Here is a 13,948-nt window from a genome sequence, read left to right as displayed (position 1 = left end):
TATGGCGTACCCTCCACTATTAATGAAAAGCCGCCTAGATAATAAATAGCCATAAGACAATCATTTGAACGCTTATCGTGAGTTCTATTTATTCTGTACTTTTTTTTGAAAACGTCGGCATGGTGCCGGCATTCCTAACGTTATTTTGCTAGCTTGAAAGGTTTGAGTAGAGGTATTAACCCGCTTGCCAACATGGATGTAGCCCGATAACGACGCTTTTTTGTTCGTCGCTCAATTTTAGACTTTCAGCAAAAACACCAGTGAAGTTTGCGCCAGTAAGGTCAGCACCTTCAAAATCTGCGCCATCGACGCTTGAGCCGCTAAAATCAACGCCACGTAGGTTGCTGTTCGTAAAATCTACCCATTCAAGGTTGCTTTTTATGAACTTCGAGCCTTCAAAATTACTGTTGCTTGCAATAGTGTGTTCTAGGCTGCAATGATCAAAGGTAGTATTTTGGCAGTCGGTATTGGTAAGTAAGGCATTATCAAAATTAACTGTATTGAAATATGCGCCGCTAAGGGTAACGTCATCCATGTTGGCAGCGATAAATTTGACTACGTTGAAACTACAGTCACTTAGGTCTAAGCCTGTTAGGTTGCATCCGTTCAATCGCGTTATAGAGAAATCACATTTAGCTATGTCGATTTTTGACAAATCACTATGAGACAAGTCGCTTGCTCTAAACGCAGTCTTATGCATGACCGCCGCTCCAAAATCAATACACATCAACCTTACTTGATAAAAAGCCGTGTCCGTTAAGTTTGTATTTTTGAGTGTTAGGTTCTTAGCTTTAATCTTCTCAAAACTAGAGCCTGTGCAGTCAGCATTGTCTAATACAGCACCAACCATAATTGCCTCATCAAACAAGCATTGCGTGGCGGTGGCATGTGTAAAATCCACACCCGTTAGGTCTGACTGGTAAAAACTTAATCCTTTGACGTTGTTGTCTAAGAAATTTTCATCTGTTAAATCACGCTTTGAATAGTCGATGCTTGCATCAGGGCGGTACTGTTTGCCCGCCAGTTTCAGTAAAGCACTAGTTAGCTTGCTAGTAGTTAGTTTCATGGTTAATGGCCTGTTTGCTAGAATTATTTTAGTAAGTATTCGTTACTAAATGATAGTTTAGCAGTTTTTATAGCAAAATTGCTTGCACCACTGGTCACTATTTCAATTTTATATACTGAACCATTGATGCCTGCAGCTGAGAAGTCGATATTACCTGCTCTGTCCGAATAAATATCGGCGTCTTTATTTTTAAAAACTCCGACTTTGAAGGTTCTATTACTTCTAAGGTCTGTGAAATGAAGTGATAGCGCCGAACCTTTATTCCAGATCTTGAAATCAAGCCGGGCTTCAACCTCCCCTACTGATAAGTTCCGATACTCATAAACACTCGGGTTAAGGCCTGCATCAGTGGCTGCCCCAAAGCTTAGCCCTCGCGCCTCAAGTATTTTCTTTCGAGTGATGATATCAATTAAGTTTTCACTCGCTATCTGTCCGTATTTTGAAGCCATGCTGTCACCTGTTTCGCTATTAGTTTATTGCCGCTAATTCAACATCAACCCAACCATCAGTCTCAACCGCCAGCCAGTCTCTATTACCATCACCTAAAACAGTATCAAACTTTAAGAAGCGCACGTCTGGATTGATTACACCAGGATCGATACTCTTTTCTCTACTAGCAACATCTTTAGGTACAAGGAATTCCGTTTGATTGGTGCAGAAAAACATCAGCACGTTTAAGACAGATGCGTATGAAACAATATGCTCTTTAGCTTGAGTTTCTGTCATTTCCAAATCTAAATTAAGGTGTTGAATGATCGCTTCCTCAATCGTCCAATCGCCAACTTTTATGAAAATAGTGTTGATAGCGTCTCCACTGATCAGTACCAGCATAAACTCAGCTTTAGTCTCAAACGTAGGTGGTGACATCTCATCTATCATCACGACCATCATGCCATCAACCTTCAAGATCCCTTCTTTTTGTATTGGGCCTTTTGGTGAAGGTCGATTACTAAACTCCCCTTCTTCTACAATTTCGTTATCAAGTGAGATGTAGAAACCATACTTATGACCTTGAGTCAGGTTCAGTAGTGCGCGTGACGGCATCTTTAATACTGATAGGTTGCTGCTATTGCTATCCTCAACCTTGTTATTGATAACATAGGTTCTTTGCTCGTAAGACCAAGCCATCGCAGCAACAAACATGCAAAGGTCTTTGTATTCCTCTGCCGTCATTTGTCCTTCATTATCTTTGAAATCAAACAAACCAGCAGCGATAGAGTACCAGCCTATCATTGGCATTAACGACCATTCGCTCCAACGTTTTTTACTGACATTCTTTTGAAAGTGATCAGCTGCATCTACAAGATCTTTTTGAATGGTTGGTACTTTTTTAATAAATGTTTGCGCCCATCCTGCAGGTGCCAAGCTTACTGCCATTTTGATGCTTTTGTTCTTTTGCATTACTGATTTCCTTAAGTGGTATTTTGATTTACAACCAAAGTTGTTTCGATGAAAAAAGCTTACTTCATATACAAGGATAACTGCCGCTAGATCTACTGCCTAAGATACTTATTCCATTCAGATGGTTGGTCTGAACCGCGCAGCTTATGAATAATACTATCAATGAGTACATCAGTCTCGTCGTCGTCCATCTCTACTAGCTCCATCTCCCACAAAAGCATCTCTGATAGTTGGAAGTGAGCGTCGTTCTCGTTGGTGCTAGCGTGTAGCTTTGCCGCGACTTCAAGGAAATCTTCAAATCCTGTGGCTTGTAGTTCAATGGCAATAATTTTCGCTATATGCACATACTCAGGTATCAAAACAAGGTTGTTATTTACTTCTTGGTTTAGTCTGATTCTGCATAGGGCGTTAAGCCGAGAGAACTCTTCATCTGTCACCCGTCTGCTAACACCAGATACCTGTTTGACTTTATAGGGCATGTCTTCGTTCTTATAAAACACCTCAAACCCTGCATTGCCAGTTTTTAAAGAGAACACGAAAAGATGATGCTTTCCGTCTATGCATTGATTGCCGTTATTTAAATCAATGCATGTGGTTAAGTGTTTTAGTTCGGTTATTTGCATTGTAGTCCTTAACTTGCTCGAATATTTTGGGTAGGTTGGGTTATTGCCGATACAGTAGTTGCTTTCAAAGTAAGTCTAAGCGCCTCTTTTAAGGGCAATCCTAGATCAATCCCTGTCATTTTTTCCAAATTTTTTCCAGTATGTATTGTCATGACGTTGCTGATAAAGCCGCCAGCCTGAGCCACTACTTCTGGATAAGTAAGATTGTTTTTTGTAGCGTAAAGGAAGTCGAATACATACAGATACCCAACAAGGTATGCAATCTCATTGGTATCACGTATCGAATAATTTGAAAAGGTAATTTCTTTGCCTGTTGTAAGTGCGGCGCTAAGCTTATTTAGTGCTGTCTGGTAATGAGCAAATGATAAAAAACTCATTAGCCTATCTGACAGGTATTTTTTGATCGTGGCAACGTCGGTAAGGCCGTTAGGTACTGGAGAGGCATTGATGATTGTCATAACGACTGATTCATCTACAGCGATAGGTAGCAGTCCCGCTAGAATGTACCCCATGTTTCTTTGTTTTTCTTTCTCAATGCTATTAACGACTTGTGATTCAGGCATGCTAACGCCCTTAAAGGCATGGCGTACTGCTGGCAAGTAGTCAATCCCTTCTATTTTCTTAGCCATAGGTATTGGCTGAGCTTTGACGATTTTACGCTGTTGAGCGATAAATCGTTCTGCAACATCAGTACCGCCGCTATTGAGGATATTAAGATAATTATTGGCTCTGTTTACTGCGGTCTGGATCATTCTGTCCCGCTTCTCAATAAAGCCGGGTATTTGTTGTGCTAGGTTTTTTTGATGGGCTGCAAGCTCTGCGATATTCATAAAGAGATCCTTGATTTAATAACTGCAGGTTGGCTAAATGCCTAACCTAATATCTATATACTATACAATAAGTCGTACATAGTCAAGTTGTAAGGACCATCGATAAGTATCTTCTTATTGATATATATTCAGAAAAAATTCTGATGCCCGTTAGTGCTTAGCATGGGTTTCTTGGGTAATACCTACACTTGAAAGGATGTGGTAAGAGTGGCCTTTTTTATTGTCAGCTTATCGCTATTGGCATCGTAGAGCGTGTCACTGAGCGCACAGAACCTTCATTGATGTCATAGAGGTACTTTGGCGGCATAAGGCGTCTTTGAGAGCAAGGAGAGTATCTAAGAGTGTTCTAGCATAGGGTAAACGACTATGAAAACGAAAAACCACCAACTTACATAGGCTGGTGGTTTTTAACCCTAACAAAAAGAAGCTACTTAAGTGGTTTGCACTAAAGCTGGCTACCAAGAACATCAACCTGAATATCCAGCTTTTTAAGAATATGGGGTAATACAGCATGCATGGTACGCATACCTACTAATAACTCATTCATGTAGATATCAGGATGCAAACGTTCTTTATTGAGACCTAATGCCTGTCTCTCAGCATTATGACACAATGCGTCTGACGACTGATGAATCATATCTAATAGCTCAGCACCTAATGGAACATTGCGCTCAATAGCGGCCAGCTTAACAATATTCAACCATTCTTCAAAATTGGTTTTTGTCTTAAGTCTAAAGCTTAGAAAGTTGGTCGCCAACTGTGTATCTTCTTCATTAAGCTTACTGGCAGCTAAGTCCATTAAACTAGGTTCAATATTGTCAGCATCAGTACAAAATAGATCGAGCTCGTCATTAAACATTATTTTATGGACGTAAGCGGCATAAAACCCATAAACATCATTTAGGTTTTTGTATATTTTATAAATTAGTGCAGAGTAAGGGTTGTTGATAATAACGTCAAAAGCTTCTTCATTATCATATTCATCACTATCATCGTTATAGGCTTGATTAGCCTCTTTGAGTTCATTAGGAAAGGTATCAGGTAAAACGACACCCATCTCATCTAAAGTCAAAAATGTACTCCAACCTAACTCACCAAGTTCTTCCTGATAAACCAAAGGTTTTGTCTCATAACCCGTTTCTGACATACCACCAACTATGCTTGCTATGGTATCAATCAAAGATGTCCATTGAATTGCATTCTCAACCGATCCTGACATAAGTACCATATTAGTAGGCATACCCTTTAGATCAAGCATGTTCTCAATTTTCTCTCTCATATCAATAGATATATAATCGCCAGCCTTCCATTTTGTAATCTGAGTCGCTGACACACTAAGTTTCTCAGCTAAGGTTTTTTGATTGCATTTCAATAATTTTAAGGCCAGAACAACCAATTCAGCGCTCTCATTCATCATTAACACCTAGTTTAGTAAATTCATAAATCAATTTACTAAACTATATCAAATAAAGCAAATTATTTATTAACTACAGATTGACTAAGTGTCTAACCTAATCATTTTATTTTGTATAATAAGTCGTACAGAGTCAATCTGCGTTAGCTTAACCTGTAAATATAATATACCCGAGCTAGGATGGTTTAATTTGATTCGATTAGCATGCTTTAAAGAGGTTTTTCAAACATCTTATTTATCCACAGAAATAAAAAATAAACTACAGGAAAATTTATATAGGTTAGCTAAAGGGGAACTACAGGGAACTACAGGGGAACTACAGGAAAGATACTATAGGGCGACCGCTACATCCCATAAGCCGAAAGCGATACAAAGGAATGTGGTAGGAAATTTACCGCAGTTCGGTAGGAAATTTACCGCAGCTTGGTAGGAAATTTACCGCAGCTTGGTAGGAAGTTTACCGCAGCTTGGTAGGAAATTTACCGCAGCTTGGTAGGAAATTTACCGCAGTTCGGTAGGAATTTTACCGTGGATAACTTGCCTTATTAATAGGCTTATCCACAGACAAATACCCACAAAAAAAGCCGCTAATTTTAGCGGCTTTTTTATATAAATCACGATTAGCTCTCTACTTTGACTCTAGTGGCATATCTTCCTTTTCGTGTTTTAATTGCTGAAACAGAGGGTTTTAATATGACAATATCATTATCATAACTAACTTTCATTTTGGGCTGGACGATTTTAACGTGCTCTATAGCAGCTTTGATTTCTTGCTTGGCAGATTTAGCAGTCTTATTGCTGCTTCCGAACTGGCCAATAAAGTCTTCCCATTTGATTCGAGTTAACTTCTTAACCGATATTAATCTCACTAGTAAGAAAACATAAAGATCGAACTCAAGCGGTGCTGTTAATTGCTCTATTACTCTATTATCGATTGGGCTTGCTGAAATGCAGCATAATTCATAAAATTTAGGATCAAGCGTTACATGGTTGCCAGAGTTAAGTTTTCGGGATTTATTAATACTCACAGTCTCGATAATGCCGCATCTATTAATGTTGATCTCTTCGCCTTCTTTGTCGTTACCAGTTATAAATAAAGTCGATCCGGCAAGTCGTTTTAGCATGTCATATACTAAAGAGCTGTTATGTCCACCCGTATCCATTCCTAGTTCTCTGAGTAAATCCCTGATAGATACAACCGGTATAGCATTGGCCTTATTTTTTATAGCGTAGCTCACTAAGTAAACCAGCAATCGTCTTGCTACAATACCATAAGGCAGCCCATAGTCAGGGTGAGCGACAATTGACATCTCAATGCTGCCATTTGTACGCTTAAAGGTCATTTCATCTGTTTTTCTAAAAGGTAGGGTCGTCTTTGATAAATAAGGGGGATAGTAAACGATAGTTTTGGCGTCGTTAGCACTGACATCTTGGATAACAGATGCAGCTTCTATTAACTTCTTTTGTCGTCTAGTTAAAATAAACTTTCTTTGATCGCTATTGTGCTCTTGGATTTCTTCTAAGCCAATTCTCGCTTCATCATCGAAGCCAAAAAAGCTATAAGATGCAATGTTGTCATCGCCTATGCTTGCGGCATACTCTTCATCACTTAGAACCTGCTTCATAGCTGTTTTCTGTGCATCAGTTAATTCGCTATGCATCTCAAGCATCTGTGTGACATTTATGTTTTTTTGTTCATTCATGGCTAAAATTTGTTCATTCATGGCTAAAATCGCTTCCTTGCCAAGTCTGCTAGATATGCTACAATGCACATGCAGAATTGGACATTAATTTGAATAGGTTGGTGCTAATTTTGAGTTATACCCAAAAACACTCTTCTTGCCCGAAGAGTGTTTTTTTATGCGCTTAACTTAAGTTTGTTTACAAAAAGTAACTTAAGAAGTGCAATATTACGTCATTGTTTCATAGTTTGCAAAATAAGAATAAACTATTTTTCTATCTTGGGTCTTGCCACGCGTTGTTGGCAGTAATAATTATTTTTGTTTGGTATTCAATGTTTTAGCGTCAAAATAAGGCTAGGTGGTTGTCGGTTTAAGTTCGTTAGACGGGCTTTAAGCCTTGCGTTATTCATAATGAAATCCTTTATTTAGTGACTAAAAGTTGGCTAAATGCCTAACTACACACGAATCATCATAAACAATAAGTCGTACAATGTCAAAGGATTTGACTGCTAATAAGTATCTTATTTTCATCAATCTATAGTGAAAAACCTTATATATTGTGAATATATAAGGTTTTTTGATGGCCTTTGGCTCTAATTATCATGCCTCCGCTATTTCAGATAGCAAGTCCTCAATAACCGCGTCTATACTGTCGCCTTTCCAGCGCATAACATACTCTTCCAGCCGTTCACCTTTGCCATCATCCAGGCATACAGTATAGAGATCCCCATCTTTCCAGCGTGCCATTAGATACAGCTCAGACTCTAGTAGTTCGCGCTCCGCTTTTTCAATCTCATCGTAATTATAGCTCTCTATATCGTAGTAGAGGTTTAGTGTCAGCGACTCTACAATAACAAACCCAATAAGCTTGCATTCTTTAGCGGTTTTCTCATCAAGGCCAACGAGCGAGGTGGTAAAAAGGCTGCTATCGGCACCAAGCTTTGAGTAAACTGGCCACCATGATGCTGCAAATAAGGGCAAATGGTTCATCTGACAAAACCGTTCGACAGTATCTTTTATTTTTACCCGCAGATCATTCATATTCATTTTCATATCGCGCTTACCCATTGGGTAATGGTCGCCAAAAGCTACAAAGAACTTATCTTTGCTTAAAATAGGGATATCCGTCTCTTGTTGAATACTTAGAACTCTACCCACAGCATTGATTTTCTCAATACTTAATGCTGACGGTGAATGCTCTTTGCTGTAGTGCATAAAAATCCTTAAGTGTTTTTAGTTAAGCTGTGTCTAGCCCATCTATGTATTATATGCCAGTGGAATTTTGAAGTCTGCTACGGATACTCATTAGCAGCTTTCCTAAATTATTCTCACCCTCGGTGCATTCCAAATTCATTCCCCAAAACAAATCGCCCCACCAGTTACCTTCTATGATGATTTCATCACCCGTTGCTAATAACAGCTCTTTGAATGGTTGCTGTGAGAACTTCTGATTGAGCAGATCGGTCATAACAGCTATTTTGATGTCCAGCCAATCTTCTCTGATATCGAAAGCACGCCCTACTCTTTTGGCTTCACCCGCTGTCATGTCCAGCAAATCTAGTCTTTGTTGTGTGTTAATGGTCTTGGCGGCGACATAAGCGTGTTCGACGCTAGGATATACGACATCATCAAGTACAACATCACATGCTGCAAAATTACTCGCCCATCTATACTCGTCTGCAAATCGTTTTATCATTGCCGCCACCTCTCCATGCTACGCAAATGCTGATTTAAGTCGTTTTAATTCATCATGATCGCATCGTACTTGGTCAGTAATCACTTGCGACAACGCATCACTTTCACTGATGTTTGTCTCTGCTTGCAAATGCTTTAAATTAAAAGCAATAGAGATATAGCGCGCCGCGTCACCACCGATGATGTTTGATACTTTGTTGGCGATTCTAACAAGCTCTTGATTTCGGGATAGCTGTTGAACCATAAAGTCATAACCACAGTCCATTCCTATCACCCAAGAAACCTTGTATAGCAGGAAAAATACCAAGGCATTCGGCCCATTGATGTCTTTGATTTCAACTCCATCAGCAAAACCCTTGATAACAGATTCTTCCTCGCCTTTAGTTCTGACGTTATAAACCCACTCATGGTCTCCCTGGTTAAACTTGATCCGAGTGTTATGGTCATACATACCATCAAAACCTTTAATTAACTTGTGGCGATCTGAGATAACCCGCACTGAATCAACCGTCAGATCGACCAACTCTGCAAAGAAATCCCATGTCTCTTTTTGGTAGTTGCTCACTCGTAACTTGCTTGTGCTCTTTTGGATGTTTGAATAAGCCTTTTCAATATTAGTTTCAACTCTAGCAAGCGATGTCTGAATATCGCCACTAATAATACTAACGTCGTTATCGCCCGTAAAACCTGCTGTGCTGTTGATAGTGTGCTTGTAGTAACCCACAAACCCGCTGATTCCATCAACGCCTTTTGTATTGACATCAGCCATCTTTTGCGAAAATGTCGCAGCGGCACGAGCGATGATTAACAGCTCAAATAACTTGCTGTCAGACACAACAACAACACCGTTATTGTCTACTTCGAATGCCAGTGATTTAGACGCCATTTCAAGTCCTTTAATTTGATAGTTAAAATAACATTTTATATAAATAATAGTAACAATGCAATTTATATTCACTATTTAATTTAAAAGATAAATCATTAAAAAACCGCTATACATAAGATAGCGGCTTGATTTTATATGTAATTTATTAAGCGCGGGTTTCCAATACTCTTAAGGTGGAGTAAGAATCAACCAGTGCAGAGATTGAATTAAAGTCAGCGACCACTGGTGTTCTATGTATATTTTCACTAGGTTCTTTACTGTTGATCAAGTCCCGTGTTTTGTTAAGGCTTGCATCTAGGTTTGCGTAAAATTCAACAAAAAAATCAATATTAGCTTCTAAGCGACGTTTGATCAGTCCAAGCATTTTTTTATCAGAGCCTGAATCTCTTTCGCGCTTTTCCTTTAGCTGCGCCAGAATACTTACTGTGGCGATCATGGTGCATATCAAGCCAAAGGTTTTGGGTGTGACGATAGGGTTTTTATATTCATCGTCTGTCAATATCGTCTTAAATGGAGTTTTTACTACAATGGTTTGACCTGCATCATATTCTGGCGTGTAAACCATACCGGGATCGCCATTTACTTTAAGCCATGACCAAACCATGTTCTTTAACACGCCATGCTCATCTATCGCGATGGATTCTGCCACATTGCATATCTCATTGATAAAATCCAGCATGATGTTTGAGTCTGACAGAATCAGGCTTATATCCTCGACCTTGCTAGAACTAATCATACTTTCAGCCAAAACCCCTACCACATGCGTCATAAAAACCCCTGTTCTCACTAAATATTTAAAAATACATTCCATGAGGATGTCTAAATTTATTTATATTAACATTTAATGTTATTTCATTAACGTTTATTTAAAGTAGTTGTTATTACTTCGATTTTGTATTTTTTAGTTGCAAAAATAGCATTGTTAATAGAAAATATAATATGCTATTTAGCGTAACATGAGATATCATGTATATCTGCTTGATTCGTATTGTTAACCACTAACTAAAGAGATCGATTATGCGAAATTTTCTTATATCAAAGTCTAATGATGCAATTGCATTCCCTGCAGGCTTCATCGATGAAATTACCAACATCATCCTGTCTGACACACCAAAGCTTGTGGTGTTCTCAGGCCAGCCTGGTGTTGGTAAGACCGAAGCGGTTAAGGCTGTCATAAAGCAAGTTAATGTCGAAGCTCAAAACATTCAAACTATTACAAGCCTTAATTTAGCCGGTGCTGACTATCAAGCGGGTATCGCATCTGCCGTTGAGTCTGCATCTGCCCTACCTCAAGTTAAAGATAGCTTGAATATTGTGGTATGGGATGAAGTGAGAGGTGATGAGTCTGAATTTGAAGCAGTTGATCAGCTAATCAGCAAAGGCTACACGGTTATTGTGGCCATTCAAGAGGCTGGTGCTTTTGATAAGCATGACAAGTCTAACTTTGCAAACTTGACTGAGTGTCAAGGCGGCATTGAAGAGTTTGCTGCATAACAATCCCGCCTATTGTTGTAGTAGGTGGTGAAAACAAATCAAATATTGAGTAAGAAATGATGAGTGCTTTGAAGGGTTTTATAGGCGAGATGAAGTTAAGGCTTGCTATGTTTTTTCTTTTAGGCAGCCAGTACAAGGTGTTGTCCAACGTAACCGTGAAATTTGATAACGGTGCCACAAGCCAGATCGATCACGTTGTCGTGTCGCCCTATGGTATTTTTGTCATTGAAGTAAAAAACTACAGTGGCAACATTACTATCAATGATAATTCGGCCTATTGGACACAATCGTTTGGCCACACCAGTTACGATTTTTACAATCCATTGAAGCAAAATAATGGACATTTAGGTGCATTGAGGTATCTATTGAAGTCAAAAGACTATCCAATGATTAATGTACTAAGTTTCGTTGGTCGTGCGACATTTAAAAATAGCGCTATACCAAGTTGTATGGCTACTAGTGTGTACGGCACGATACGCCTTATTAAGAGTTATAAAGATAGGGTTATGTCACCTGCTGATATTATCATTGCTTATAAGCACATTGAAACCAGAAGGATGCCAAACACCTGGCGTACTAAACGAATTCACCTAAAAAACGTTAGAGGCTCTTGAGTGCATGCTTGCCACTTTGGTTCAATCACTGCCCACAAAAAAACCACTAAGCGAAAGCTAAGTGGTTTTTTTTATCCCTTTTTGCTCTTAATGAAAAGAAGCTGGGAATATCGATAATGTCGTCTGCAATGCCTGCGACACTCATTCATCCTATAAGAAGGAAAGTAAAATCAATTGTAACATGAGTAAGTATTTATACTCGACGGCATCCCAAGATGGGATTGGATGACGCTCTGACAGCCCTACCCATTCGATTCAGCTATCCCAAAAAAGGGAGTTTTACTGTCATGCCAGCGCTTTATGAGCGGCGACACCCCTCTTAAGAAGGATGGTTTTTATTGTATCAAATATGGTTCTTGGTAGGTAGTGCGGTTAACGCAGTGCTTTTCACACCTACTGCTAGCAAAGTTAGTTTTTAATATCATACTTCCGATTATGTAGCTCCGCATACACAATGCATCCTACTCCACCTAATAAGCCAACCACAAAAACTAATGCGCTCATAGCAAAGAGATAAGCATAGCCCGCACCCATGCCTTTATCAAGGCAGTAATCCATCACGCCACCTGAAACAAATGCCGCGAAAAACAGCACTGCAATAAAAAGCAGTAGGCCGCTTATGAGTTTTAGTGAATTCACAACAATATTTTTCAACATCTTTACTCCCTTTTATAATTGGTTTGCGTTCTAGTGCATAACCGTCATACTTATCGGCTAACACGAATAAAACACTAATTATTTTATAGTAGTTAATCGCTATTTAATATAATATATATTACCATAATTATTACGATAAAATCCTTTATAATAGACAGTAATGTTATGAATTATGTGTAGAATTACACAGTAATTGATAAGAACCCATATTAAATGTAGAGAAATTTTCAGAGGCAACCATGAGAACAGAGATCCACTATCGACCAGGTATTACAGAAACCAATAAACGCATTTGCAATCAATATTGGCTCCGAGAAAGCAGTAAAAAACCCAAGTTCGTACATAACACCAAAACCATTGCTCAGGAATTTGGTCTCACTCCTTATGATGTGCCTATCATTATCAAAGAGAATAGCCGCCTTGTTATGGTGGATTGCCAATGTGTAAGTTGCGGTGAGCCTGATGTTTGTCGCACTCGCACTGACTTTATTAGTTTTAAAGCTTATGAAAACTGGGAGTGTAAAGACTGCCGCGAGGCTGAATGGCAAAAACAGCAGCTAATCCGTCAACAACAGCAAGATGAGGCAGTACGCATAAGACAAGCGCAAGTGCAGGCGTTTTCTGATTATATCAATGGTTATAGAGAGGACCAGTTAGCCTGTATCACGCCTGTATCAGAGCTATCTGGCGTCCATAAGTTGATGATTGCGGCGGTGATAGAGATTTTGGGTGAAGAGGACTTAGAAAGGACCATTTCTTTACGGCACAATTTCTCACTACCCCTGTCTCCATTGATGGTATTGGATAAAATGATTCTCTCTCGCCTATTTGAGCTACACGCTCTGTTATTGGTTCCAGAAGAGAGTTTCGATACAGTTACCATCCTTGAAGATGGAAAACTGGATGTTGACTATTACCAGTCAACCTTTGAGTTTGCTTACACTCAATCTGAGCTCACTGAAATAATGATTTATGCCAAGTCTCAAAAAGACATTCATGCCCTGGTAACAAACCCTGAGTTTGAATTGCTGTGCAAAAATATCCAGCTGACAGAGTGCTTAAGTCAGCTATCCAACCGGGCAGATTTGAATAGCTTATCACCCACTTTTGGTGCTAAAACCAATGGCATGCTACTCGCCTGCTTAGAAGATCTGCCGGTCTCTGATATGCACTACATTATCTATAAAGCTGTTGAGAACGCTGCGGCGTATAGGCAAAAGCCAAATATTACCCATGCACACGCCTCGAACTCTATCGTGAGCGGCATAGAACGTATTTTTGACAAGATTAATAGTGGTGCTTGGCGTGGCACTAAAGCATTCCGTAACGCATCTGAGCCGCAATCTGCGATATCTAGAATGTGTTTTGACTATGTGTTTAGAGAAGAGGATTGTGGTTTTCATTCTACATTAGATGAGTTGTTTGAGCCGTACCGCCATAAAGCAGTAGTCCAGAAGACAAGTTACGCCACTTTGGGTGATGCGCAGCGCACTAATTACTCGATCTCTGGTACTAATTTTAATACCTTTTGAGCTACCTATTATTTCAAACCCAATGCTAAAAATATTAATAAGCGCAGTAAAACC

15 protein-coding genes are annotated in these 13,948 nt (G+C 39.3%); 3 read left to right on the top strand and 12 right to left on the bottom strand.

Annotated elements, in window-relative coordinates; all coding sequences use genetic code 11:
- Positions 1-175: 175 nt before the first annotated feature.
- From B2863_RS11710 to B2863_RS11660, 11 genes are all read right to left on the bottom strand, one after another.
- On the bottom strand, positions 176-1,066 hold the full coding sequence (locus B2863_RS11710; protein ID WP_296210814.1) for a pentapeptide repeat-containing protein: 891 nt from the start codon (positions 1,064-1,066) through the stop codon (positions 176-178).
- A gap of 23 nt (positions 1,067-1,089) precedes the next feature.
- A complete protein-coding gene (locus tag B2863_RS11705) occupies positions 1,090-1,515 on the bottom strand; it encodes a hypothetical protein (RefSeq protein WP_296210811.1) in 426 nt (141 codons plus the stop codon).
- Positions 1,516-1,534: 19 nt separating this feature from the next.
- Complete coding sequence (locus tag B2863_RS11700) at positions 1,535-2,467, bottom strand: hypothetical protein (RefSeq protein WP_296210808.1); 933 nt, start codon at positions 2,465-2,467, stop codon at positions 1,535-1,537.
- 92 nt (positions 2,468-2,559) lie between these two features.
- Positions 2,560-3,090, bottom strand: a complete 531-nt coding sequence (locus tag B2863_RS11695) for a hypothetical protein (RefSeq protein ID WP_296210805.1) — start codon at positions 3,088-3,090, stop codon at positions 2,560-2,562.
- Positions 3,091-3,098: 8 nt separating this feature from the next.
- Positions 3,099-3,920, bottom strand: a complete 822-nt coding sequence (locus B2863_RS11690) for a hypothetical protein (protein ID WP_296210802.1) — start codon at positions 3,918-3,920, stop codon at positions 3,099-3,101.
- A gap of 445 nt (positions 3,921-4,365) precedes the next feature.
- Positions 4,366-5,334: an XRE family transcriptional regulator gene (locus B2863_RS11685; protein ID WP_296210798.1), complete on the bottom strand. Its 969-nt coding sequence runs from the start codon at positions 5,332-5,334 to the stop codon at positions 4,366-4,368.
- Positions 5,335-5,954: 620 nt separating this feature from the next.
- On the bottom strand, positions 5,955-7,058 hold the full coding sequence (locus tag B2863_RS11680) for a replication protein RepA (RefSeq protein WP_296210796.1): 1,104 nt from the start codon (positions 7,056-7,058) through the stop codon (positions 5,955-5,957).
- A gap of 558 nt (positions 7,059-7,616) precedes the next feature.
- Positions 7,617-8,231, bottom strand: coding sequence for a hypothetical protein (locus B2863_RS11675; RefSeq protein ID WP_296210793.1), 615 nt, complete (start codon positions 8,229-8,231; stop codon positions 7,617-7,619).
- A gap of 49 nt (positions 8,232-8,280) precedes the next feature.
- The gene (locus tag B2863_RS11670; protein ID WP_296210790.1) at positions 8,281-8,712 is read right to left on the bottom strand and encodes an NADAR family protein; all 432 of its coding nucleotides are present in this window, start codon (positions 8,710-8,712) and stop codon (positions 8,281-8,283) included.
- Positions 8,713-8,730: 18 nt separating this feature from the next.
- Positions 8,731-9,597 carry a hypothetical protein gene (locus B2863_RS11665; protein WP_296210787.1) on the bottom strand — a complete coding sequence of 289 codons (867 nt, stop codon included), beginning with the start codon at positions 9,595-9,597 and terminating at the stop codon, positions 8,731-8,733.
- Positions 9,598-9,742: 145 nt separating this feature from the next.
- Positions 9,743-10,366 (bottom strand): hypothetical protein, encoded by a 624-nt coding sequence (locus tag B2863_RS11660; protein ID WP_296210784.1) that lies wholly within the window; start codon positions 10,364-10,366, stop codon positions 9,743-9,745.
- Positions 10,367-10,614: 248 nt separating this feature from the next.
- Here B2863_RS11660 and B2863_RS11655 point away from each other — a divergent pair, with 248 nt between their 5' ends.
- Both B2863_RS11655 and B2863_RS11650 read left to right on the top strand, forming a co-directional pair.
- On the top strand, positions 10,615-11,091 hold the full coding sequence (locus tag B2863_RS11655; protein ID WP_296210780.1) for an AAA family ATPase: 477 nt from the start codon (positions 10,615-10,617) through the stop codon (positions 11,089-11,091).
- Positions 11,092-11,147: 56 nt separating this feature from the next.
- Positions 11,148-11,705, top strand: a complete 558-nt coding sequence (locus tag B2863_RS11650) for a nuclease-related domain-containing protein (RefSeq protein ID WP_339343210.1) — start codon at positions 11,148-11,150, stop codon at positions 11,703-11,705.
- A gap of 408 nt (positions 11,706-12,113) precedes the next feature.
- Here the strand turns inward: B2863_RS11650 and B2863_RS11645 are convergent, their stop codons facing one another.
- Positions 12,114-12,362: a hypothetical protein gene (locus B2863_RS11645; protein WP_296210777.1), complete on the bottom strand. Its 249-nt coding sequence runs from the start codon at positions 12,360-12,362 to the stop codon at positions 12,114-12,116.
- Between the two features lie 239 nt (positions 12,363-12,601).
- Between B2863_RS11645 and B2863_RS11640 the strand changes: the two genes are divergently transcribed.
- Complete coding sequence (locus B2863_RS11640; protein WP_296210774.1) at positions 12,602-13,894, top strand: hypothetical protein; 1,293 nt, start codon at positions 12,602-12,604, stop codon at positions 13,892-13,894.
- Positions 13,895-13,948: the final 54 nt, after the last annotated feature.

Origin of the sequence: Psychrobacter sp. UBA3480, from assembly GCF_002377945.1 — a bacterium.
Classification (GTDB): Bacteria; Pseudomonadota; Gammaproteobacteria; order Pseudomonadales; family Moraxellaceae; genus Psychrobacter.
The sequence above is the reverse complement of the archived record's forward strand: the minus strand, read 5'-3'. Positions and strand labels throughout refer to the sequence as shown.

Excerpts from the sequence above, each read along its gene's own strand:
- B2863_RS11640 (WP_296210774.1), top strand. The coding sequence starts at position 12,602 with ATGAGAACAGAGATCCACTATCGACCAGGTATTACAGAAACCAATAAA.
- B2863_RS11650 (WP_339343210.1), top strand. The coding sequence starts at position 11,148 with ATGATGAGTGCTTTGAAGGGTTTTATAGGCGAGATGAAGTTAAGGCTT.
- B2863_RS11705 (WP_296210811.1), bottom strand. The coding sequence starts at position 1,515 with ATGGCTTCAAAATACGGACAGATAGCGAGTGAAAACTTAATTGATATC.
- B2863_RS11685 (WP_296210798.1), bottom strand. The coding sequence starts at position 5,334 with ATGAATGAGAGCGCTGAATTGGTTGTTCTGGCCTTAAAATTATTGAAA.
- B2863_RS11660 (WP_296210784.1), bottom strand. The coding sequence starts at position 10,366 with ATGACGCATGTGGTAGGGGTTTTGGCTGAAAGTATGATTAGTTCTAGC.
- B2863_RS11655 (WP_296210780.1), top strand. The coding sequence starts at position 10,615 with ATGCGAAATTTTCTTATATCAAAGTCTAATGATGCAATTGCATTCCCT.
- B2863_RS11665 (WP_296210787.1), bottom strand. The coding sequence starts at position 9,597 with ATGGCGTCTAAATCACTGGCATTCGAAGTAGACAATAACGGTGTTGTT.
- B2863_RS11645 (WP_296210777.1), bottom strand. The coding sequence starts at position 12,362 with ATGTTGAAAAATATTGTTGTGAATTCACTAAAACTCATAAGCGGCCTA.
- B2863_RS11690 (WP_296210802.1), bottom strand. The coding sequence starts at position 3,920 with ATGAATATCGCAGAGCTTGCAGCCCATCAAAAAAACCTAGCACAACAA.
- B2863_RS11695 (WP_296210805.1), bottom strand. The coding sequence starts at position 3,090 with ATGCAAATAACCGAACTAAAACACTTAACCACATGCATTGATTTAAAT.
- B2863_RS11680 (WP_296210796.1), bottom strand. The coding sequence starts at position 7,058 with ATGAATGAACAAATTTTAGCCATGAATGAACAAAAAAACATAAATGTC.
- B2863_RS11710 (WP_296210814.1), bottom strand. The coding sequence starts at position 1,066 with ATGAAACTAACTACTAGCAAGCTAACTAGTGCTTTACTGAAACTGGCG.
- B2863_RS11670 (WP_296210790.1), bottom strand. The coding sequence starts at position 8,712 with ATGATAAAACGATTTGCAGACGAGTATAGATGGGCGAGTAATTTTGCA.
- B2863_RS11675 (WP_296210793.1), bottom strand. The coding sequence starts at position 8,231 with ATGCACTACAGCAAAGAGCATTCACCGTCAGCATTAAGTATTGAGAAA.
- B2863_RS11700 (WP_296210808.1), bottom strand. The coding sequence starts at position 2,467 with ATGCAAAAGAACAAAAGCATCAAAATGGCAGTAAGCTTGGCACCTGCA.